Origin of the sequence: Streptomyces fuscichromogenes (genome assembly GCF_014645815.1) — a bacterium.
Classification (GTDB): domain Bacteria; phylum Actinomycetota; class Actinomycetes; order Streptomycetales; family Streptomycetaceae; genus Streptomyces; species Streptomyces fuscichromogenes.
The window spans coordinates 45,073-66,487 of record NZ_BMML01000021.1 but is presented as its reverse complement, the minus strand read 5'-3'; the positions used below and the strand labels follow the sequence as shown (position 1 = coordinate 66,487).

Annotated in this window: 17 protein-coding genes and 3 pseudogenes; 17 read left to right on the top strand and 3 right to left on the bottom strand. The window is 65.5% G+C overall.

The window, feature by feature from the left end:
* Positions 1-76: 76 nt before the first annotated feature.
* From IEZ11_RS35650 to IEZ11_RS35620, 9 genes and pseudogenes are all read left to right on the top strand, one after another.
* The gene (locus IEZ11_RS35650; protein WP_189267112.1) at positions 77-1,195 is read left to right on the top strand and encodes a hypothetical protein; all 1,119 of its coding nucleotides are present in this window, start codon (positions 77-79) and stop codon (positions 1,193-1,195) included.
* 125 nt (positions 1,196-1,320) lie between these two features.
* On the top strand, positions 1,321-2,970 hold the full coding sequence (locus IEZ11_RS35645; protein ID WP_189267111.1) for a M48 family metalloprotease: 1,650 nt from the start codon (positions 1,321-1,323) through the stop codon (positions 2,968-2,970).
* A gap of 104 nt (positions 2,971-3,074) precedes the next feature.
* Positions 3,075-3,746 (top strand): peptide-methionine (S)-S-oxide reductase MsrA, encoded by a 672-nt coding sequence (gene msrA / locus IEZ11_RS35640; protein WP_189267110.1) that lies wholly within the window; start codon positions 3,075-3,077, stop codon positions 3,744-3,746.
* On the top strand, positions 3,686-4,189 hold the full coding sequence (locus IEZ11_RS52585) for a DUF4304 domain-containing protein (RefSeq protein ID WP_189267253.1): 504 nt from the start codon (positions 3,686-3,688) through the stop codon (positions 4,187-4,189). The genes msrA and IEZ11_RS52585 overlap by 61 nt, the downstream gene beginning before the upstream one ends.
* A pseudogene (locus IEZ11_RS51335) lies at positions 4,180-4,305 on the top strand (peptide-methionine (S)-S-oxide reductase MsrA); the annotation flags it as partial. The gene IEZ11_RS52585 and the pseudogene IEZ11_RS51335, both read left to right, overlap by 10 nt.
* Complete coding sequence (locus IEZ11_RS35630) at positions 4,302-4,895, top strand: DUF3885 domain-containing protein (protein WP_229713560.1); 594 nt, start codon at positions 4,302-4,304, stop codon at positions 4,893-4,895. The pseudogene IEZ11_RS51335 and the gene IEZ11_RS35630, both read left to right, overlap by 4 nt.
* A gap of 27 nt (positions 4,896-4,922) precedes the next feature.
* Positions 4,923-5,042, top strand: a pseudogene (locus tag IEZ11_RS51330) (peptide-methionine (S)-S-oxide reductase MsrA); the annotation flags it as partial.
* Between the two features lie 755 nt (positions 5,043-5,797).
* Positions 5,798-9,610 carry an NACHT domain-containing protein gene (locus IEZ11_RS35625; protein ID WP_189267109.1) on the top strand — a complete coding sequence of 1,271 codons (3,813 nt, stop codon included), beginning with the start codon at positions 5,798-5,800 and terminating at the stop codon, positions 9,608-9,610.
* A 193-nt stretch (positions 9,611-9,803) separates the two neighbouring features.
* Positions 9,804-10,718, top strand: coding sequence for an aminoglycoside phosphotransferase family protein (locus IEZ11_RS35620; protein WP_189267108.1), 915 nt, complete (start codon positions 9,804-9,806; stop codon positions 10,716-10,718).
* Between the two features lie 3 nt (positions 10,719-10,721).
* Here the strand turns inward: IEZ11_RS35620 and IEZ11_RS35615 are convergent, their stop codons facing one another.
* Complete coding sequence (locus tag IEZ11_RS35615) at positions 10,722-12,098, bottom strand: NsdA family TPR-like regulatory protein (RefSeq protein ID WP_189267107.1); 1,377 nt, start codon at positions 12,096-12,098, stop codon at positions 10,722-10,724.
* Positions 12,099-12,297: 199 nt separating this feature from the next.
* Between IEZ11_RS35615 and IEZ11_RS35610 the strand changes: the two genes are divergently transcribed.
* Positions 12,298-12,855: an ATP-binding protein gene (locus IEZ11_RS35610; RefSeq protein WP_189267106.1), complete on the top strand. Its 558-nt coding sequence runs from the start codon at positions 12,298-12,300 to the stop codon at positions 12,853-12,855.
* Between the two features lie 317 nt (positions 12,856-13,172).
* The gene (locus IEZ11_RS35605; RefSeq protein ID WP_189267105.1) at positions 13,173-13,469 is read left to right on the top strand and encodes a hypothetical protein; all 297 of its coding nucleotides are present in this window, start codon (positions 13,173-13,175) and stop codon (positions 13,467-13,469) included.
* 949 nt (positions 13,470-14,418) lie between these two features.
* On the opposite strand, the gene IEZ11_RS35600 is transcribed toward IEZ11_RS35605, so the two are convergent.
* Entirely contained in the window at positions 14,419-15,198 is a 780-nt protein-coding gene (locus IEZ11_RS35600; RefSeq protein ID WP_189267104.1) for a GntR family transcriptional regulator, read from the bottom strand.
* A gap of 160 nt (positions 15,199-15,358) precedes the next feature.
* Between IEZ11_RS35600 and IEZ11_RS35595 the strand changes: the two genes are divergently transcribed.
* The 4 genes from IEZ11_RS35595 (at position 15,359) to IEZ11_RS35580 (ending at position 18,868) form a co-directional block, all read left to right on the top strand.
* Positions 15,359-15,706, top strand: a complete 348-nt coding sequence (locus IEZ11_RS35595) for an SCO3933 family regulatory protein (protein WP_189267103.1) — start codon at positions 15,359-15,361, stop codon at positions 15,704-15,706.
* Positions 15,706-17,007 (top strand): FtsK/SpoIIIE domain-containing protein, encoded by a 1,302-nt coding sequence (locus IEZ11_RS35590; protein WP_189267102.1) that lies wholly within the window; start codon positions 15,706-15,708, stop codon positions 17,005-17,007. The genes IEZ11_RS35595 and IEZ11_RS35590 overlap by 1 nt, the downstream gene beginning before the upstream one ends.
* A complete protein-coding gene (locus IEZ11_RS35585; RefSeq protein WP_189267101.1) occupies positions 17,004-17,201 on the top strand; it encodes a hypothetical protein in 198 nt (65 codons plus the stop codon). Before IEZ11_RS35590 ends, IEZ11_RS35585 begins: the two co-directional genes overlap by 4 nt.
* Positions 17,202-17,500: 299 nt before the next feature.
* Positions 17,501-18,868 (top strand): replication initiator, encoded by a 1,368-nt coding sequence (locus IEZ11_RS35580; protein WP_189267251.1) that lies wholly within the window; start codon positions 17,501-17,503, stop codon positions 18,866-18,868.
* A 326-nt stretch (positions 18,869-19,194) separates the two neighbouring features.
* On the opposite strand, the gene IEZ11_RS35575 is transcribed toward IEZ11_RS35580, so the two are convergent.
* Complete coding sequence (locus tag IEZ11_RS35575; protein WP_189267100.1) at positions 19,195-20,682, bottom strand: recombinase family protein; 1,488 nt, start codon at positions 20,680-20,682, stop codon at positions 19,195-19,197.
* 44 nt (positions 20,683-20,726) lie between these two features.
* On the opposite strand from IEZ11_RS35575, the pseudogene IEZ11_RS35570 reads away from it, so the two are divergent.
* A pseudogene (locus tag IEZ11_RS35570) lies at positions 20,727-20,882 on the top strand (peptide-methionine (S)-S-oxide reductase MsrA); the annotation flags it as partial.
* Between the two features lie 51 nt (positions 20,883-20,933).
* Positions 20,934-21,371: a GNAT family N-acetyltransferase gene (locus tag IEZ11_RS35565; RefSeq protein WP_189267099.1), complete on the top strand. Its 438-nt coding sequence runs from the start codon at positions 20,934-20,936 to the stop codon at positions 21,369-21,371.
* The last annotated feature ends 44 nt before the right edge of the window (positions 21,372-21,415 follow it).

Sequence of the window (21,415 nt, the reverse complement as noted above, 5' to 3'; positions counted from 1 at the left end):
CAGGCCGCGGCCGGGGTTGTCCACAGGTCAGGGCACCGGTTGGCCAATTGTCGGCGCTGTCTGGTTCGCTTGACGCATGGCGATTCTCTGGACCCTGATGGCGCTGCTCCTGCTGGGCTTCGCGCTGCTCCCCGTCCTGCGGCGGCGGCGCGGCATGATCGAGCAGGTCCACCCGGGCCACCCGGACGCCGCCGACCCGGCGGACTACGGCTTCGTGCGCGAGGAGGACCTGGACATCCGCATGCCCGGTCCCGACCAGGACCTGCTGGACGTCCTCGACGTCGTGCAGCGCACCCAGGACTACCGCGCGGCCGCGCAGCTGCTGGCGGGCACGGAGATCGCGGGCGAGCTGCGCTGGCAGCGCGTGCAGGCCTTCGCCGGCGCGGCGGCGCTGGAGCTCAGGGAGCGGCCGGGCGGGGTGAGCGAGACGCCGGGCGGGCAGTGGCTGCGGGTCTGGCGGGCCGAGCAGCCCAAGGACGCCGGCGGTGCCGCCGTGCACGCGGAGTTCCTGGTCCAGCAGGCGTGGCGGACGTCGACGCCCGGCACCGACGACTTCCGGATCATCATGGAGGAGGCCAGGGACGCCTGCGGGCAGGCGGCGCTGCTCTCCCCCGGCGACCCGGTGCCGTACGTCATCGAGCTGTCGGTGGCACGCGGGCTGAACTACTCGCAGCCGGAGTTCGAGCAGCTGTGGCTGAAGATCCTGGACCGCGCGCCCACGCACATGGGGGCGCACCTGGCCGCGCTGCACTACTGGTGCGAGAAGTGGCACGGCTCGCGCGAGCTGGCGTACTCCTTCGCCGAGGCCGCCGCCGCCCGCGCCCCGCAGGGCTCGCTGCTGGCCGCGATGCCGCTGTTCGCGGTCTTCGAGCACCTGCCCGAGGTGAACCTGGTGGCGAGCTTCTACCAGAGCGAGGTCGTCACCAAGGCCGTGCACGGTGCCCTGCACGCGGTGCACTCGGCCCGCCAGGACGACCCGATACTCGCGCACGTCCGTCATCTGCTGGTCTTCTTCCTGGTGCGCTCGGAGCGCTGGTCGGAGGCCATGGGCGAGCTGATGCACGTCGACGGGCACGTGGGGGCCCTGCCCTGGACACTGTCCGCGAACCCGGCCGCCGAGTTCGCCCTCTACCGCGCGCTGGCGGTGGCCGGCTACGAGGCGAACGGGGGCAGCCCGGCGACGCTGCACAGCTGAAGGGGCCGACGAAAAGACAGGTCGCGTGTCGGCTGCGGGCCGGTGGGGGCCGGCCGCGCAGTTCCCCGCGCCCCTTACGGGGTGCTTGAGTCCCGTTCGTTTTCCGTAGGTGGGGGATCTGCCCGATGGGCGCAACTCTGCGGGCGCTGCGCGCCCTTGTCCTGCTCTGTGGTTTCTATCTGCTGAGTCTCGTTCTGCTGGCGGTGGCGGCCGGCATCGACGTGGCGGCGGTGACGTGGGCGCCCGACGCCCTCGCCGGGAAGATCGTGATCGTCTCCTTCCTGCTGGCGGTCCCGGTCGTACGGGGCATGTTCATGCTGCGCACGCCGAAGGGCGAGGACCCGCCCGGTCTGCCGGTCACGGAGGCCGACGAGCCCCGGCTGTGGGCGCTGGTGCGGGAGCTCGCGGCGGCCACGGGCACGCGCGCGCCAAAGGCCGTCGTGCTCACCGGTGACGTCAACGCGGCGGTCAGCGAGGAGCCCCGGCTGCTCGGCCTCCGCCCCGGACCGCGGAGCCTCTACCTGGGGGTGCCGCTGCTGACGGGGCTGACCGAGGCCCAGCTCAAGGCCGTACTCGCCCATGAGTACGGGCACTTCACCGGCGGCGACACCCGGCTCTCGGCGCTCGCCGTGCGCGGCCGGGTGCAGATCGCGCGGACCGTCGGGCACTTCCACGCGCGGGCCGACGGCAAGGAGGCGGCCGAGCGCGCCCGCCAGGAGCAGGCCGCCGCCAAGCGGACCGCGAAGGGCAAGCGGACCAAGGAGATCGACACCGCGGGGGCCGGAATCACGTACCGGCTGATGGCGGCCGTCTACACGGCGTACGCGAAGCTCTACATGCGGGCCACTCTGTCGACGGCCCGCGCGCAGGAGTACGCCGCCGACCTGGCCGCCGCGCGGATCGCCGGCCGGGACGCCACGGCCTCGGCACTCCGCGAGATCCCCGTGCTGTCCGCCGCCCACGACTTCTACCTCGACTCGTACGCGACACTCGGCCTGCCGGCCCGGCAACTGCCGCCGCGTGGACAGTTCTTCGGCGGTTTCGGCCGGATGCTGACGGCGCGTGGGACGGAGCTGGCGGGACTGCGGGCGGACCTGCCGGCGGAGCCGGGTTCCCCGTACGACTCGCATCCGCCGATCGCCGACCGGGTGCGGAGGACAGAGGCGCTGCCCGCCGACGGGCGCGGTACCGAGGACGGCGGCCCGGCCCTCGCGCTGCTCACCGACCCGGCCCGGACGCTGGCCGCACTCGAGGACGCGGTACTGACCGACGAGGTACGGCAGTTCGAGCGCGCCGGGGAGTGGGAGCAGTTGCTGAGCTCGTCGATGGCCGTGGGGCTGGCCTCGCTCGACACCCCGCTGCACCGGGCCCTCGCCCTCCACACCGAGGACCGGCCGACACTGCCCGCGCTGCTCCGGCTGATCGACGACGGCCGGCTGTGGCAGCTGGCGCAGTGCCTGCCACTGCCGGGCCGGGCGGCGGCCGGCACTACGGCCGGCACTGCGGACCGGGAGTTCCGGGAGTCCGTACGGCCGGTGCTGCGGGACTCGCTGCAGAGCATGGTGCTGGCCGAGTTCAGCGCGCGGTCGCTGCTTAACTGGGAGTTCTCCTGGTCGCGGCCGGCGGCGGTACGGCTGCCCGGTTCCGCGTCCGACCTCGACGGCGAGGCGGGCACGGAGGCCACGCTCCGCGCGGCGGTGACGGCCGCCCTGGCCGACCACCCCGACACCGCCCTCCTGCGGGCGCTGCTCCCGCCGACCCCGCAGCCGGCGTGACCGGTCCGGCGCGGACGGAATCCAAGGACAGTCCACCACGTTGTTCGAAGCGGGCCGCCGCAAAGCAACCGCCCCGCTCCGCTCCGCCACGCCTGGGAGACCCCATGTTCTTCAGTCGCACGCCGCAACTCCCCACCCCCGAACAGGCGCTCAAGGGCCGGCCCACACCTGTCCTCCAGGCCACCGCCCGCCACACCGTCCTGGGCACCCCGCTCCTCGGCCCCTATCCCGAGGGGCTGGAGGTCGCCGACTTCGGCCTCGGCTGTTTCTGGGGCGCCGAACGCAAGTTCTGGCAGCTCCCGGCAGGCGTGTGGACGACGCTCGTCGGCTACCAGGGCGGCCACACCGAGAACCCCGCCTACGAGGAGGTCTGCTCGGGCCTCACCGGCCACACCGAGGTCGTACGGGTGGTCCACGACCCGAAGCTGATCTCGTACGACCGCCTCCTGAAGACCTTCTGGGAGTCCCACAACCCCACCCAGGGCTTCCGCCAGGGCAACGACGTCGGCACCCAGTACCGCTCGGCGATCTACCCCCACACCCCCGAACAGGCGGCCGCGGCCGAGGCAAGCCGCAAGACCTACCAGCACCTCCTGACCCGCTCCGGCCACGGCCCGATCACCACAGAACTCCTCCCGGCCACCGACCGCCCCTTCTATCCCGCGGAGGCCTACCACCAGCAGTACCTTTCAGGCAGCAAAAACCCGGACGGGTACTGCGGGTTGGGCGGGACCGGGGTGTCCTGCCCGATCGGCGTGGCACCGGCCGATGGCTGACGGTTCGCTGCCCACGGCACAGGAGGTGTTCGCCTCCATGTTGCGCACCCAGATCGCCCCTGCTCTGCGGGCGCTCGGCTTCAAGGGATCGGGGCAGATCTTCGAACTGCCCCGATCCGGCGTCGTGGGCTCTCCTCGGTTTCCAGAAGTCCGCGTACAACACGGCGGGGCATGTCGAGTTCACGGTCAACGTCACCGCCGCCGGCAAGACTTCCTGGGCGCAGGCGCGCGAGCGCCTACCGCATCTGCCCGCCCGGCCCAACCCCAACGTCGTTTACGGCTCAGCAGCCTGGCACAGCCGCATAGGAAGCCTCCTTCCCACAGCCCAGGACACCTGGTGGACGATCGCCCCCACGACCGACCCGAGCCGCACGGCTCGCTCCGTCATGGCCACGATCACCAGCTACGCCCTCCCCGTCATCAGGGAGCAGCTCCTTTCATGACTGCCGAGCCAAGACACCAGCAGTACCTTTCAGGCAGCAAAAACCCGGACGGGTACTGCGGGCTAGGTGGGACGGGCGTGTCCTGCCCGATCGGCGTGGCGCCGGCAGCCGGATGAGCAGCGACCTCGGCAGAGACCGTCTGTCCGCACTGTGGCAGCACCAGTATCCGAAAGGGCCTCCCATCGCCCACGAACTGCGAACCGCCTACAGCGACCGCTGGATACGCTTCCACAGTCTCCCGGACTCGAAGCGCTACCCGGAGTCCGAAGACGAGTACGCCATCGTGCTCCACCGGTACAACACGGTCCTGGACGAACTCTTCGCAGGCACCGACGTCTACGTCATCACCGTGGCCTGGTCATGGGAGCCGACCGGACCGGAACTCCCGCCGGAGCGGCACGAGCTGCACCCCCAAGGCACCCGATGGACGACACTCGCGTACGACGACGATCCCGACCCCGAACTGCACAGCTACACACACCTCTACGCCGACCGCCGCCCCTGGCAACCAGGCATGCTCGACAACATCCTCCGCGAAGTCGCAGCCGACGTACTCAGCGGAGTGATCGTCACGGACAGCGGCCTCAGCCGCATCCACCACCCCTACGACGGCGGCGCAGACGTCATCGCAACAAGCTCCGCGGAACGCGACCGAATACGTGACAGCCACCAAGACTGGCTCCCCCGAAACCCCGCCGGCCTTTGACACCGCGATCGGGGAGCGACCAACCGCTTCCCGATCGAGAACTGCCACCAGCAGTATCTTTCAAGCAGCAAAAACCCGGATGGGTACTGCGGGCTAGGTGGAACAGGCGTCTCCTGCCCCATCGGGGTCGCCCCTGTAGAAGACTGATCACGATCGGGGATAGAGCGCGTGCAGCAAGGGCCTTCCCCTCATCAAGGCGGGGCCCAGTGATGTCGAGCCTGCAAGTCGCAGACTGTGGGTGGGGTCCGCTTCTTGCAGGCGTGCCCGCCGATCATGACCCCAAGTTGAGTTGTAGCGCCTGAACCGTTGGAGTCAACGCGTTACTGCATGTACCACAAGCGCCCGCGTCGACTGCGGTATGTGTCCGCAGAGGGAGAGGAAGGCGGCTTCTACTGTAGGCCGCGCCGAGGTGCACCGTCGGGGAGTACTGTCCGCTGGGCTTCAGCGCCACGTAGGCCTACTTGTTCGCGACCGCGTGCACGCTCGCAGACCTGGTGAGGGGTTCCGCGGTCCCGCTGCGCGCGCTGGGCACGTGGGAGGAGAGCCGAGCAGCCGGCTCAGCCCTGACTCCCGCCAAGCGTGGGCACCCACCGTCGCCTCAAGCACCGGTCGGGCGGCCTCTATCGCCAGCCTGGTGTCGGCGTCCACGATGACTCACACGTTCGCCGACAACCGATAGGTACTGCTGGATGTCGCCATGTTCCGGTCCCGGACAAGGATCAGGGTGCCGTCCTCGATCCGCATCCGCTCAGCCCTTAACAACCCGTCCACACAAGGGAGATGCAGAGCGCGGAGGGCTGTGGCAACACCCCATAGGCGCGATGGGACAAAACTGCCGTTTCCCCTTCTTGATCTTGATTGTGCGTCACAATGGCGAGATACCCTGAAGGAGGGCTGCGCAGGTGGGGGAGACGTATCCGTACGAGCAGCTTGATGGTCGACGATTTCAACGGTTGGCACAGTCGCTCATTACAATCGAGAGACCGCGGACCCAGTGCCTTCCAATCGCCGGTCCAGACGGCGGACGCGATGCCGTAGGCCTTGAGTTTGACGTAACTGGCAAGTTGAGCGATGTCGTCATTTACCAGGTCAAATATCGAGAGCAAAGCCCGATGGGAACTCCATCGACAAATGATCTATACGATTGGCTCATTGGGCATCTCGGCACGGAAAGAAAAAAGCTGGCTAAACTAAAAGACAGGGGGGCGCGGGAGTTCGTATTCATCACTAACGTGCCCGCTAGCGGCCATCTTGACGTAGGCCTTCGAGATAGAGTCCAGCAATGGGTTACGCAAAATATTCCCTTGCCTGCATTTATCTGGTGGCGCGAAGACCTCGACGCAAGGCTAGATCGGAACCCGGCGCTTGTCTTTCGGTTTATGCTGTTCCGTGGCCCCGACTCTGTACACGCCTACTTGGCAAGAATTTTGGATAAGTCGCCCTCCCGCGATGAACCCGATTCCTCCGGCATAGAGTACTCGACTCGCAACCCAGCCGTTTCGACGTTGCTTCTTTATCTCGCACGTCAATACGAAGAGGAGTCCACGCTTCGATTCAAGCAAGCTCATCTGGACGCGCCGTTGATTGACTCATTCGTGGATGTTCAGTTCGAATTGAACGGGAAGATATTCCGTGAACATCCTGAAATGAGAATTTCGTATTGGCGACTTGCTGAAGAAATCACCAGAAGGCATGGATCGGAGCCCGAGGAAGAATCCGGCTACCTGCCAAGCGTGTCGAATTCATCTATGGAATTGCCGGGAGCTGCAAGTGCACTCCTAATTGATCAGGACATCATTAGCCTGGATAGAGTAGTAATCGAGGCTGGGCCAGGGCAAGGTAAGTCCACTCTTATTCAGTTTATTGGGCAAATCCATAGGGCTCGGATACTAGACAGAACGGAGGACCTCGACCGCCTACCATCTCACCTCACGCAATCCGCTTTGCGGCTCCCAATACGAGTCGAATTGCGGCATTTGGGAAAATGGTTGCAGGGTATTTCTCCTTGGTCTCGGGAGGAGAAAATTACCCATCATGCTGGCGTACCTTCCTTGCACGGCTACGTCGCAAGCCATGTGCAGTATGTTACGGGAATGCGATTCACCAGTGAGGACTTGGTGGCCATCGCCTCCCGTACGCCCATGCTGTTGCTGCTCGATGGGTTGGATGAGGTAGCGGATACTTCGCTCAGGGAAACCGTTGTCACAACCGTGGAATCGTTCATTCGGGACATGAATTCCTTGGGTGCTCAAGTTCAAGTGGTAGCGACGAGTCGTCCGTCCTCGCTAGCAAGAGCCCCAATCTTTGCGCGGAATGATTTTCTGTACTGTCAGCTTACCGACCTCTCGATCGAGCTGACTGAAAAATATACGAATTCATGGGTGAAGCGCCGGTCACTTCCGGACGATCAAGCCTCCGAGTTGAAGCGTGTTTTGGGTGGCTGTTTGAACCAGCCGCATATTTCCGAGTTGGCGCGCACGCCGATGCAATTGGCGATTTTGCTATGGCTAGTACATACACGGGGGTGGAACCTTCCTGATAAGCGGACAGCACTGTACGAAGAATACGTCAGAACTGTTTTCGACCGGGAAGCCGATAAGAGCCCGACGGTCCGACAATATCGTGATCTTCTCCTTGAGATGCACGGCTACCTTGGCTGGTTTCTGCACGCACGAAGCGAGGACGGCGCTCAAGGTACTGGTGCTGGCGATATAGGAACAGCTGACCTGAAGCGCACGATCTGGGAGTATCTGGAAGGGAAACAAGACTCAAGTGAAAGCGTACCTAGCGAAACAGTATCGAAAGTCTTCGAAGGTATCCGCAGGGTTTTCATCCTTGTGGATCGCATCCAGGGCAAGCACGAGTTCCAGGTGCAACCTCTACGTGAGTTCTTTGCTGCACGGCATCTGTATAAAACGGCCCCCTATCATTCGAATGCCGTCGAGGTAACCGGTTCTCGACCTGAACGTCTTGAGGCGCTAATTAGAAGTCCCTACTGGCTCAATGTGGCGCGCTTTTTCTGCGGATGGTATGACGTCGGGGAGCTAGCAGACCTGGTACAGAGGATCGAGGATCTGAGAGAGGATGAACAGTATCGATATTCATTGCACGTGTGCCTACTCGTCGCCTACCTACTCAGGGACTACGTGCCGGCAGCGTCACCTAGGGCGACACGGAAACTGGCGGGTTTCCTGACAGATCCATTGAGCGTGCGTCAACTTCTCGATGATCAGTACACACAGCGACATCAAGGGGCGGATGCGGGTGAGTTGATTCCGCGGGATTCTGGACTTCCGGTCCTACTGGAGGGTGTAAAGGCTCGTTACGTCCTGCCACTGCCCGACGAAATCGTTTATGAGCTGGCTCGCCTAATACGGAACATACCGGAGATCGAAAGATGGAATTGGTGGCTAGGTGGCGTACCTGAGGATGAGGGAGGCCGCGAGGTCTGGCTAAGGCGCGGTGTAATCGGATTCTGTTTCGACGGCGCGCCGGTCGAGAACCTTCTTCCGATCTTCTCAGAAGAGGCTGACACGTTGCGGTGGATTCGCTGTGTAGAGGCTGGTCGGCTTGATGTTGCACTGGTTGGTTCCCGTATGCCTCATTTCGTTGATGCTCTGATGCGCGGGTACAGTCCTCTCGGACGATCACGCGGCCGCTTTATGAAGTTCCTCGATTATTTCACTCATGCAATTCTGCTTTCCACGGTGACCAGTCCACTCTCAGGTGAGACCTTCGATGAACCCCAGAGGGTTGCTCCGGACTTTCAAGGGAGCGCGACCGCCATTGGCGAACTTGAGAGGCTATATGAGCTTGAATATGCCCTTAAGGACTTGCCTAAAACTCCGGCGGGTCTCTCGAAAAGAGCGGACATAATTGGCGAGCTCTATAATGAACCCTGGGTTGCATGGCGTATTGCCATGTTTGCTGCACCTTTCAATCGCTCTTCCGATGTGAGTCGCGATGAAGGATCCCTGTCCAGGCGAGCGGTTTACATGTGGAATCACAGGAAGGACCCGAGGTATTGGAACGACTGCCTCAATGAATTGGATCACCCTGGACGCAGGATGGCAGTCATGGCAGGTTTGCTGGCGTGGGCTCCCGCCGACGTTCTAACTGGTGTCCTGGAAGCAACTCCTGGCGTTTGTCAGAACATCGCAAGTTGGGAGTTTTCTCAGACGAGGAGGTTTGTCCAGGCAGTTGCGTCCCAAGAATTCTCTCATAACATACACAAGAGGGTTCGGATAGTGGTGAAGGATGTGCACTCACTATCTAATATCCCTTCAAGCTGCTTGCTATCCGTCTTGGAATTTCGGATGGGGGTGAGCGCCAAATGGGAGCTTGATGCGTGCCTTGAAGCGGAAGTGATGTGTGAGGTCCATTGTGAATTTACCGCTGGATACGTTGTGTCGCGTGCGATGAAGCGCCTTTCTAGGAGGAGCGGGCGAGATGAGAGTCATCACATCATTCGGCAGTACTTCCCTCTAGCTAGGAGTGAGGCTGTAGGTATGCGCGACCTCTCATCTACTATTTTTGCAGCGTTGCGGTCTCGCATGACGATAGATGAGGCTGAGCTTATCCTGCAGAATCCAGGCCTTTATCCGGTCGATTTTCTCACGCTGGCTGAACTTAAGCTAGAAAATTCGCGGAAGGTCGGAGACTTTAGCATGTTGAAACTCGCCAGCGAACGACTTTGGTTTAATCAAGAATTCTGACGCTGGGCTGGTGGTCTCTGTCGTCCTTGGCGATCAAGATCGTTGCATGAGTGCAAGGTCAGAGTATGTCGTGATGCAGTCATAGGTTGATGCTGCCCCGGGTACGGTCGAGGTCGTGTCTGGTGCACGGCGGGTTGGTCACCCGTGGGCGTGCGCTGGTTGATCGCGCGCGACTAGGGGAGCTGGTACGGGCATGGCGCTTGACGCTGCTCGATCTCAGGAGGGGTTCACGTCGGCGAGGGCTACGCGGGTGATGGCTGCCGCGTGCCGGGCTGCGGGGCTCGATGACAGAGACGCAGAGTTGATCCGTCTCGGGGAGAACGCGCTGTTCCGGCTGGCTTCGGCGCCGGTCATCGTGCGCGTGGCGCGGGGGAAGGAGTGGTTGCCCAAGGCCCGCGTAGAAGTGGGCGTGTCACGGTGGCTGGCAGAGGAGGGGTTTCCGGCTGCTCGCATCGTCGAGGATCTGGAGCAGCCTCTCTTGATCGATGGCCATCCGGTGACGTTCTGGCATCTGATCACCGAGGGGGACCGTAAGGCGACGTACGGGGAGCTGGGCGGTGTCCTGCGGGAGCTGCACTCCATGACCGTGCCGGACGGGCTTGTACTGCCGTCGTATGACCCCTTCGACAAGCAGGCGCTGAGGCTCGATCGGGCGGCTATCCCGGACGATGACAAGGTGTTCTTGCGGAAGCGGTGGAACGAACTGCGCGACAAGTACGCCGAGTTGCGGTTCGAGTCGGCCAAGGGACCGGTGCACGGGGATGCCCATGTGCAGAATCTCATGGTGGATGACCAGGGTCGTGTGATCCTGATCGACTTCGAGATGTTCTGCTACGACCACCCTGAGTGGGATCTCATGGTCACGGCCGTGGAGCACCACAGCCTTGGGTGGCAGACCGATGAGCAGTACGCCGACTTCGTGGCCGCGTACGGGCGTGATCTGTACGACTGGCACGGGTACGAGACGCTGCGGGGTATCCAAGAGTTCGGCATGACCACGTGGCTCATGCAGAACGTTCAGGAGGATGAGGAAACGGCGGCCGAGTACCGCCGGCGCATCGCCGGACTGCGGAATGACGATGCACCCCGGGACTGGCGTCCCTGGTAGTCGCTACTCGTCGTCCTCGTCCAAGCGGGTCATCGCGTCGTGCACCTTGTCGTTGAAGGCAACCACGGCGGGGTTTGTCGTATGCACGCTGACCTCGTTCTGGAAGTCGGTCACGTAGCGCTGGAACCGGCTGGACTGGAGGGAGTCACCGCCGTCGACTGCAAGGCTCGCGGTGGTGACGGCGGCTTCCAACTCGCCGTTCAGTAGCTGGCTCTGGGCCAGCACCATGCGGCAGAAACCGAGAGTGCGCGCGTACTTCGGGTCGGTGCTGTCCACTGCGCGCTGGGCCTGCTCGACGGCTTCACGACTCATCTTGAGGTCGCGGAAGCAGTGGCAGAGCTCGCCCATGAGTTCCGCTTCGTCGAAGTAGCTGAGCCATGCCGGGTCGTCGGCGGTGGGTGCGCGTTCGAAGTGGTGCTCTGCCTCCTTCATCGCGCGGGCCGCTGCGATGCTGTCGCCTACGTTGGACAGGGCGCGGGCTTCCATCGCCGAGTTCAGCGCCATGGCGCGGGGCGTGGCACGGTTCTTGGCGCCCTCGACCGCGGCACGGGCGAATTGGATGGCGTGGGCGTGATTACCGAGGTAGTTGGCCTGGTGGCTGAGGTTGCCCAGGATGCGGGCGCCGAACATGCGGTCGTCGATGACCTGGGACAGGCGCAGCGTGGACGTCAGGTAGCGGTGGGCGAGTCGATGGTTCCCGGCGTCGTACGCGGTCCATGCCAGCAACTGGGACACCTCGGCGGCTGCGCCGAATAACGCCGTGCCCACCTTCTCGCTGTAGCTGACGTTCAGGAGCGGCAGTACCTCGTGCCGGAAGTAGTGGCGTAATGCCTTGTGACCGTGGCCTCCGCCGTACTTGAAGTCGAGGGCCATGAATGTTCCGGCGGCGTCCCTGATCGCCCGGACATCCCGCATGCCCACTCGTTGGAGAGCCGGCCTGTCCGCCTGGACGCCGTCGGGCCGCGCGATCATCCATGCCAGGACGGCAGAGCTGACGTCGGTCTCCGCGATGACCAGTTGGTCCGAAGCGGGAGCGTCGGCGCGCTCCTGGGCGAGTCCGTCAAGCATCGACAGGACATCGGGAACGGTGCCGGGGTAGCCGATCGGCTCTGGCACAGTCGGCTTGGTGTCGCCGAAGAATCCGAGATCGCCCGGCGTGATGCGGCGGCCAAGCTTGGCCGAGAGGACATCCGCCATGATCGCCGCTGTCTGCGGCCTGATGCTTGAGCCGTTGCGCCAGCGCTGTACGGATACGTGCGTTGTACCCAGCTCGATGCCTCGCCGGTAGGCCTCGTCCGTCATGCGTTTCGCAAGGCCCTTGTTGGAGATCTTCGCTTCGCTCATGACGGCGATCAACTGAGCGTTGGGCTCTCGGCTCATGCTCCCCTGCCAACCCGAGAATGACGGCGAGTGTTCATCTTGTCACAGGGCTATCCGGCTGGGGGGTTCATTCCTGAACCCCCCTTCGTTTTGCAAGTGCTCAGGTGAACCCCCCAATGAACGCTCCCGCTCGGGTCCACTGCGCCGTGTACTGACTTGCGTGAAGCAAGCGGAGACATGAGAGCTGCCGGAGGACACGATGGACGCGGGGAAAGCCAAGCACGTGGTGAGTGAGCTGGATGCATACGCTCACTGGTTCGTGGCGCCGAATCCGTCCCACGGCGGTCACTACATGACGGTGACGCTCTTCGCCGAGTTTGCCGACACGGGACGCATCGCGCGCGACACGGCCACGGTGTTTCTGCGGGGCGCGGTCCCGCGTGACCTCATGTATGACGCGCAGCTCGCCATCTCGGAGCTAGTCGGAAACGTGGTGAACCATGCGGTTCCGGACCGCCACCGCTCCAGTCCGGGCGCCTGCCGGCGCATCGACGTGACCTACAAGCTGTTCCCCAAGTGGCTCTTCATCGGGGTCGCGGACGAGGACTCGACACCCCCGCTCCTGCCCATGGGTGACTTCTACTCGCCGGAATTGGTGACGGAGTTCTCAGAGGCGGTCCTGGCTGACAGCGGCCGTGGGCTGATGATCACCCAGCGGATGGCAGCAGCTGTGTGGTGGACGCCGAAAGACGGCGGGGGCAAGACCGTCTGGTGCCGCTTCGATCTGGATGGCGAAGTGGAGGACGGACCGTACTGATGATCGCCGGTCCGCAGCCCCCACATCACTCCCACGCGATCGGGAGCAGGCGGCGGGCCGGAAAACGGCCGAAGCCTGACCACTTCGGCCACGGAGCGCGGTTCCTGTAGCACCCGGGGGCTCCCCTTCCGGAGGGACTGCGCTTCATAACCCGATAAGGCCGGGCCACCCCGTCAGCCCTGGAAAGCGAAGGGTGGCCCGGCTGGGAACACGGCGGTTCCCGGTGCCTGATGGTACCGGGGCCGCCGTGCTGCGTTTTGGCCCTGGTTCAAGGAAGTTGACGATCCGTTACCTAGATCAGGGCAGAGGTGGGCAAGATGACAGGCTCCGGTGAGGGTTGGCTGAGTGACGGACTCGACGTGCCGGGCGCGGACTTCGAGTTCTGGACGCCTGGCGTCGACTACATCGCGGGGTGGCGTGAGGCGCGGGAGTCCGCCGATCGCTTGAACCGTGCACTCCTGGGCGTCGGGTTCGAGCTGTCCGTGGTGCGGGCTGTCGCCTCGACGAACGAGGACGGGCAGGGGGTCGTGCGGCTGGCGGGCTGGCCCGGTGCGGTGGACCGGCTCGCCGCGCTCCTGGAGGCGCGTACGGATGGCGACAGTGGTGCAGCGTGAGGGGCTTCTCCGCTGGTGGGTGGTGCGCGTGGGCACGTCGCCGGCCGTCGAGACTTTGGGCGGTAGCTGCCATGGGGCGAGTGAACAGGGGGCCTTACGCTCGCCAGCGGATCGGGCAGTCCTTGGACCTGCCCGCAATAGCCCGATCGGCCCCCTGTTCTTCGAGGCTCGCCCCATGGGAGCTGCCTAAAGTCTCGGAGGCCGTCGACCCCCAGCCACGTGGGCCCCGGCTCCGGTCGGCCGGTCGACGCCTCGACTCCCTGGGCGTGCTGCGGTCGGGGGCGCCTGCCGACCGGACGGGACCGGCGGCCACGCCGCACGCCCGGCCGAGGCGGCCGGGCGCCCCGGCGCGCCGCAGGCGCGCCCTTGAGGAAGTGAAGGCTGTTTCGACCGATGAAAACTGCTGGCCGAGTCCGTCGGCGGTATCACGTCGCCCAAGGGCCAGAGGTCATCTTGAGCGGCGACATCGGCGCAGGTCTCGCCAATGTACGGTTTTGATCGAAGTCGGTACCGTGGCGATGCCTACGACCTGCGGCCAACGCCGAGCACGGCAAGCGTTCCTGTCAGTAACGCGCTTAATGAGCCTGCTGTGGTTGCGCCATCTTGGTTTCCGATCACAACCAACACGACGTAAGAGCCTGCGGCGATGGCAACGACTAGGACGATCGCCCACCAAGGAACCTGCGGGCCCGCAGGAGCGGGGTGGCGCGACCCTGATGCATCTGATGCCCGGCCTGTTGAAGACATCCTTGTCGCCTCTCGAAAGGTTCGAAGCGTGCCGAGATCGGCGCTACCGGACCAGCATCGCCAAGGTAGTCATAAATGACTAGCCCTATATAGCTATTGACTTTCCATCGTGACGCATTTTCATCTCCCCTCAGGAGTAGGGATGTTGCTTGAGTGCCGCAGCGTGGGCGCAATGGCTCTGGTGTCCGGTGAGTCACAGTCCCTACGCGCGAGTGCGTCGCGTGGGCTGTTTGTCGGCGGTGATCCGGTAGGCGAGTTCGGCACGGTCCGCCCCGAAGCGCAGCTCTTCGAGGAACAGGGGACGGTCGCCGGCATTGTGCGCGACGCGGGCAACGTGCAGGACCGGGGTCGCGTCGGGGAGCTGGAGCGCGGCGCGCTCGTCGGGCAGCGGCATGTGCGCGCGTACCGTCTCGGTCCACGACAGGGCGTGTCCGGCCTGGGTGAGCACCCAGTCGACCGCTGCCGCCGGCTTGCACGGCTCCTCGCCGAGCAGGGGGACGGCTTCGGCGACCTCGAACGGGATGAGCGTCCGGTGCATCGCACGGGTACCGGTGCTGGGATCGATGAGCAGTCGGTCGCATCCGAACAGGGCCTCTTCCGCACCGAGTTGGAGCAGGCGGCCGGTGCTCTTCGTGGTCCGGGTGCGGTAGGTGTGCGGCTCCTCGGCTTCCTGCCAGATGTCGCCGGTGGGCATGACGAACTTGCCCTCGCGGGTGTGGCTGATGCTCCGCTCCAGCGTGAGGGTGGGCTGCCCCGAGGAGCGCACGAAGCTGCCCTTGCCGTGCCGGACGTCGATCAGGCCTTCCGCGCGCAGGGCTGCGATGGCGTTGCGGACGGTGGGGCGGGAGACGCCGTAGCGGGTCATGAGCTGGGCTTCGGACGGAAGCAGGGAGTCGGGTGCGAACTCGCCCGACAGGATCGCTTCGCGGATCGCGGCGGCCACCTGCTGGTAGAGGGCTCCGGGGCGCTGGATCTCCGACATCGGGTCTCCTGGGTGTCGTCGTAGGCACGTCGCACGCGCGACATCACTCGTCAGCATAAGTACTTGCACTCTCGCCGTACAGGACTTCATAGTCATCACTCATAAGGACAAGTGACGTCAGAGCGAGTCTGGCGTCTGATTGGCCAGGGAGGCCAACGAAATGCAGTCCATTCCCGTGGACACGACGCGACTGGGCGTACTGCGGTGCGCCATCGCACCCGAAGCGAAGATCACCAACACCGAGACCCAGGAGGTGAAGCGCGACCGGGACGGCAACCCGGTCTGGACCGTCGCCGTCACCGTGCGCCAGGACGGACGCCGTATCTCCGTCATCGAGATCGCCGTCAGCGGCCAGCCTCGGGGCATCGAGGAAGGCCAGATCCTCAAGGTCACCGGGCTGACCGCGTTCATGTGGTCGATGGGCGACCGCCACGGCGTCAGCTTCCGCGCCGACGCCATCACCCCCGTGCACGGAACCCCCGTGCAGAGCAAGGGCGGTGACGCCTGATGGGACCGATCCTGCTCGCGTTCGCGCTTGCCGTGCTGGCCTGGATGCTCGTGGTCGGGGACCTGGTGCGCCGGCATCGGCCGGTCTGGCACTGGTACCTCGTCGGCTACCCGACCGCCGCGTTCCGGGTGGTGGCGACTTGGCGCAGGGTTGCGATGCTCAACGACCTGTCCGTGTCCCGGCGCCCGCCCCGCGGGCTCCTCGGTGACCTGGTCGTCAAGGGCGATCCGCTGCGGCCGCTCGTCCCGCGCGCATCGTTCCCGCGGGCCACGCGCATGGGTCTGACGGTGACCGTGCGCCTGCACGCGGGGCAGACTCCGGCGACATACATGAAGGCGGCGGACGCGCTGGTACACGCGTGGAAGGTCCATGCGGTCCGGGTCATCTCGCCGGAACGCGGGCTCGTCCTGCTGACGGCGACGGCCACGGATCCGCTTCAACGGCCCGGCTTAGCCACGGCCCCGGCTGAGCTGCTGTCGGCCCTCATCGGTGTCCTGGAGTCCGGTGGCGCCTGGGTGATGAACCTCAGGTTGGTGCCGCACTGGCTGATCGCCGGGGCCACCCGCTCTGGCAAGTCCACGCTCCTGGCGCGGCTGATCACGCAGCTGGCCCCGCAGCGGGTCGCTCTGGTCGGGATCGACTGCAAGGGCGGCATGGAACTGGGCCTGTTCGCCGAACGGCTGAGCGCGCTGGCCACCTGCCGGAAGGAAGCGGTCGCCGTGCTGTTCGCGCTGGCGGCTGACATGCGGGAGCGCATGAGTGCGTGCCGGTCGGCCGGCGTCCGCTCGATCTGGGAGCTCCCCGACAAGCTCCGCCCGGTGCCCATCGTCGTGATCGTCGACGAGATCGCGGAACTGTACCTGTCGGACGGCACGCGGGAGAGCAAGACCGAGGCGGAGCAGTGCTCCACGCTCCTACTCCGGCTGGCCCAGCTCGGGGCTGCCCTCGGTCTGCACCTGGTCGTCGCCGGGCAACGCGTCGGATCCGACCTCGGCCCCGGCGTCACCGCCCTGCGCGCCCAGCTCGGCGGCCGGATCTGCCACCGGGTCAACGACCCCGGCACGGCAGAGATGACGCTCGGGGACCTGAACAAGGATGCCGTGGCCGTAGCCCAGTCCATCACGGCTCAGGAGCGCGGGGTGGCGGTGTGTACCGGCCCTGACGGCGGCTGGAGCCGTGCCCGCTCCCACCTCACCCCCACGGAAGAGGCCGTGTCGACGGCCCGGAAGTACAGCGCGCTGACCCCTCAACTGCCCGCCCTCGTCCGAGCTCTCGCGGTGGTGGAAGGAGAGAGCAAGTGATCAGTGAAGGTACGGCCTACGGGTTCGCGGTGATCTTCGGGATCATCACCGTCCTCCTCGTCCGCTCCCGCGATGTCCGCCCCTGGGAAGCCGTCTGCGTCGGCCTCTTCGGCCTCTACCTCGGCCAGACCCCCATAGGCCTCACCGTGCACGAACTCGTCACCTGGTTCATCAGCAGCTTCTCCCACAACTGAGCAGAGAAGGGACCACCACCATGCCCATGCCTCGCGTGAGGTGCCCCCACTGCAAGGGCGACGGAGCACGCCGCACCTGGACCGGACGACTGCGGCGCTGCCGCATCTGCCGCGGCACCGGAACCATCCGCTGACCCACAACCCCATCCACCTGACCAGCGAAGGGACCACCCCATGGACGTCGGCGCACCACCACCCACCCACCGAGTCGCCTCGGCGGCCCACCCCGGAAGGTCACCACCATTTCCCCGAAGTTCACCCCGGCTGACAGGCGCGCCGCCCTCGACCGCGCGGCGCGCCTGCGTCAGCTCCCCGAAACCGACCGCGACGCCATACGCCTCGCCCAAGACCCGAACTTCCCCCGCTGGCTGGAGCAGATCACCGCAACCGGCGGATGCGCTCACCCCGTCCACCTCTCCGGCTCCACCACCACGCTGGACGGCACAACCGAGGAGATCCTCCACCACTACGACACCCGCACCGAACCAGGTGAACGTCTCCTCGTCCGCTGCCGCAACCGCCGCGCCACCATCTGCCCCGCCTGCTCCCGCCTCCACGCCGGAGACACCTTCCACCTCGTCCGTGCGGGCCTGCTGGGAGGCAAGAACGTCCCCGCGACCGTGCGCCATCGGCCCCGGCTCTTCGTCACCCTGACGGCCCCGTCCTTCGGCCCCGTCCACCGGTCAGGGGAAGCCTGCCGTCCTCGCCGCGACGGCGGAACCTGCGAGCACGGGCGGCCCCTCGGCTGCGACGCCGTCCACGCCCCAGGCGCTGGCGTCGTCGGTCAACCGCTCTGCCTCGACTGCTACGACTACACCGCCCATGTCCTCTGGCACGCGCACGCATCCAAGCTGTGGGACCGGTTCGTCATCGATGTCCGCCGACGCCTGGCCACCTCAGCTGGCCTGGTGCAATCACGCTTCGCCCAGCACGCCCGGCTCTCCTTCGCCCGCGTCGCCGAATACCAAAAACGCGCTGCCGTCCACGTCCACGCCGTCGTACGCCTCGACGGACCCAACGGCCCGGAAGACCAACCCCCGGCCTGGGGCACCACAGAACTGCTCATCGACGCGGTACGCGCCTCCGCCCGGCGGGTCCTGGTCCACACTCCCTACAGCCCGGCCACGGGAGAACTGACGCTTCGCTGGGGCGCCCAGGCCGACGCCCGGCCACTGCGCACGAACGGCGACGGCCCCGACGATGACGCGGTCGCCGCGTACGTCGCCAAGTACGTCACCAAGGGAGCCAGCGAGACAGGCGCCGGCACCGACCACCCCGTCACCGATCAGAGGGACATCGAGTCGGCACCCGTCAACGAACACGTCCGCACCCTCATGCGCGCCTGCTGGCGCCTCGGCGGCCTGTCCGAGTACGAGCCTCTGCGCCTCCGCTCCTGGACACACACCCTCGGCTACCGGGGCCACATCCTCACCAAATCCCGCACCTACTCGACCACCTACGCAGCACTCCGCGCCGAACGCGCCCACCACATGGGCCACACCGACAACTCCGATGCCATCACCGAACGGCACTGGCGCTATGTCGGCTCCGGCCACACCCCCGGCGCGGCACTCATTGCAGCCGGGGTAGCCGAAGATCTCGCCACAGCCCGTACAGCAGCGCGTGAGGAAGTCAGGGCATTTGGGGGTGCCGGTGACCACTCCTAGCGCCCGTGATTGGGGACGAGAGCAAGCGAAGAGAGCACCTGCGTGGAGCGAAGAGCGCTGGCATCGCGTCTCAAGGATTCTCGGCATAGAGCTGATCGAAGGATCAAGTACGGAACAGCGTCACAAGCGACAGCGACGCCGTGGGTGAGGTGGGGGGGGTGGGGACACGGATCCCGTTCCAGTCCCGAGCTGGGTGCCGGGGACCTTCTATACCCACCCCCCATGGCCGCGAGTCCCTCACGATCTCCGCCCGGCCCAACGCACCGCACGGTACTCGGGGCCACTGACAACACCACCGAGGTCGTATGTCGTTGGTGTCGGCGGCGTCAGCCATCCGTCCATTTGAGAATGAGAAGATCCGGGTTGAACGGGCGCCTTCCTCCTCCCCCAACCGGAAGGAGGATCACCGCGTGCAGTGCCTCCCGGACGAGGGCCCGCTTCTGGGCCATGTCAAGACCGTCGGAGAACCATCGCTCTCGGACATCGGCCGTCACCTTCGATGCGCGCTGAACCCGTAGCGCGTGCTCGGTGCGCTCCTTGCGGAGTTCCTTGATCCGGACCTCCATCTTGTGGTTCTCGGGGAAGAACAGCTCATCCGAGAGGAGGTCCTCCTGCCACTTCTGAAGCATGGTCCGCTGCTTCTTCGAGAGGCGCTCCAGCTCCTGCGCGCCGCCCCACTCGGCGTCCTGCTCCTGCTTGACCGCGGCCCGTTCCTCCAGCTTCGCGAGGACCGCTTCGGTCACGTACTCATCGACCTTGGCGCCGTTCCGTGCGCTGCCGCCACATCCGCCCATGGAACGCGAAGGACATTGGTAGATGTACCCACCAGACAGGTCCAGTCGCGTGCTAACTCGCAGCGGAGCATTGCAGATCTGCCCGTCATCCTTGGGTTTCCCGCACCTCAGGATCCCCGTGAGCAGATGCGAGGGTGTGCGGTAGTCCGTCACGGTCCCATCCGCTTTCACATTGGGCTTGATCCGCGCCGAGAACAGGGCGTCGATCGCCATCCATTCCTTGGGCGTGATGATGGATTCCCACTGACCGACCACCGGGATCCCGTCGACGTCGCGTACCAACTCCTCGTTGTGGCGGCGCCATCCGCAGAGACGGGGGTTCCAGAGCGCCAGTTTGAGTGACCGTGCAGCCCAGGGATTGCCATGGACCGTCCGTACGTCCTCCTCGCGCCACTTCAGGAGGATCGAGTGCAGCGACTTGCCGGCGATGACGTCGCGTACCGCCTGGGCGAGCCGCTCCGCCTCCTCGGGACGGAGAGTTCGCTTGTCGTCGTTCCAGCCGAAGGGGCGGGTGCCGCCGACCGGGATCCCTTGCTCGGCGCGGCGACGGTGAGAGCGGCGGGTGCGGCGCCGGATCTTGCGCACCTCGGCCTTTGAGATGACGACGCCGAACAGACCCATCGACTCGACGTCTTCGTTGTAGAGATCCTTGAGCCCCTTGGCGTCCGCATACACACGGCCGTCTTCGAACGTCAGGGCGTCCACGAACCGCTCGTAGTCCCCCACTCGTCGCACAAGACGGTCGTCCGCAACGACGATGGCGCCACGCACGGCCTGACCGTCCGGCATGCGGCCGGCCTTGAGGACCTTCAGCATCGCCTCGAAACCCGGTCGGACAAGATCGGCCTTCGCCGCCGAGAGGTCGTTGTCTGTGTAGTAGTGCACGATCCGGCAGCCGACCGCGGCGGCCGTCTCGTCATTGATCTTGTGCTGGTCCTCCACCCCGTGAGCGTCCCTGGCCAGGTCAGCCGAGATCCTCGCGTAGGCCACCACAGGTACTAAGTGATCGCTGCTGCTCACGCCAACTCCCCCTAGTGTCTTCAGGACTTCTTATGTTGCCTGAAGCAGAGAGCTACCACCAGCAGTACCTCGACAGGAACCCGGGCGGGTACTGCGGGTTGGGCGGGACGGGGGTCAAGCTGGGCGACCCGTTCGAAGCGAACTGGGGCGCCTCGTGCCCGACCGGCATCGCCCCTGCTCCGGAGGCCACTGAGGCGTAGTCCGCGCACGGTGCCCCTGACCGGCTCCGGGCGGTGGACAGGCTCACGGGCATGGACATCCGTGTGGAGATCGCCCGGGAAGCGAGTCAGGAACTCGTGGATGCCTTCGGTCGGCTGCTGCCCCAGCTGTCGTCGACGGCGAAGCCGCTCGACCATGAAGCAGTCGACCAGATGGTGACGTGCGACGCGAACACCGTCCTCGTCGCCCGGATGTCCGATGAGATCGTCGGCACCCTGACCCTGGTGCTGCTGCCGCTTCCGTCCGGTGTGCGCGCCCGCGTCGAAGACGTCGTCGTGGACAGCGTTGCGCGGGGCCGGGAAGTCGCCGGCCTCCTCGCTCAAGAGGCCTTGCGGATCGCCCGGGAGGCGGGCGCGCGGACGGTGGATCTCACCTCTCGGCCCGATCGCGCGGCAGCGAACCGGCTCTACGAGCGTCTCGGCTTCCGGACCCGGCAGTCAACGGTCCACCGCTTCCCGATCAACCGGTAGGACGTTCCTCCAGACCCCACCCGTGCACGGACAGATCCGCCGGC

Bases quoted from the DNA above. Each gene is read 5' to 3' on its own strand.
- IEZ11_RS35610 (WP_189267106.1), top strand. From the start codon at position 12,298: ATGGACGCGGGGAAAGCCAAGCACGTGGTGAGTGAGCTGGATGCATAC.
- IEZ11_RS35565 (WP_189267099.1), top strand. From the start codon at position 20,934: ATGGACATCCGTGTGGAGATCGCCCGGGAAGCGAGTCAGGAACTCGTG.
- IEZ11_RS35600 (WP_189267104.1), bottom strand. From the start codon at position 15,198: ATGTCGGAGATCCAGCGCCCCGGAGCCCTCTACCAGCAGGTGGCCGCC.
- IEZ11_RS35615 (WP_189267107.1), bottom strand. From the start codon at position 12,098: ATGAGCCGAGAGCCCAACGCTCAGTTGATCGCCGTCATGAGCGAAGCG.
- IEZ11_RS35595 (WP_189267103.1), top strand. From the start codon at position 15,359: ATGCAGTCCATTCCCGTGGACACGACGCGACTGGGCGTACTGCGGTGC.
- IEZ11_RS35650 (WP_189267112.1), top strand. From the start codon at position 77: ATGGCGATTCTCTGGACCCTGATGGCGCTGCTCCTGCTGGGCTTCGCG.
- IEZ11_RS35590 (WP_189267102.1), top strand. From the start codon at position 15,706: ATGGGACCGATCCTGCTCGCGTTCGCGCTTGCCGTGCTGGCCTGGATG.
- IEZ11_RS35605 (WP_189267105.1), top strand. From the start codon at position 13,173: ATGACAGGCTCCGGTGAGGGTTGGCTGAGTGACGGACTCGACGTGCCG.
- IEZ11_RS35620 (WP_189267108.1), top strand. From the start codon at position 9,804: ATGGCGCTTGACGCTGCTCGATCTCAGGAGGGGTTCACGTCGGCGAGG.
- IEZ11_RS35645 (WP_189267111.1), top strand. From the start codon at position 1,321: ATGGGCGCAACTCTGCGGGCGCTGCGCGCCCTTGTCCTGCTCTGTGGT.
- IEZ11_RS35630 (WP_229713560.1), top strand. From the start codon at position 4,302: ATGAGCAGCGACCTCGGCAGAGACCGTCTGTCCGCACTGTGGCAGCAC.
- msrA (WP_189267110.1), top strand. From the start codon at position 3,075: ATGTTCTTCAGTCGCACGCCGCAACTCCCCACCCCCGAACAGGCGCTC.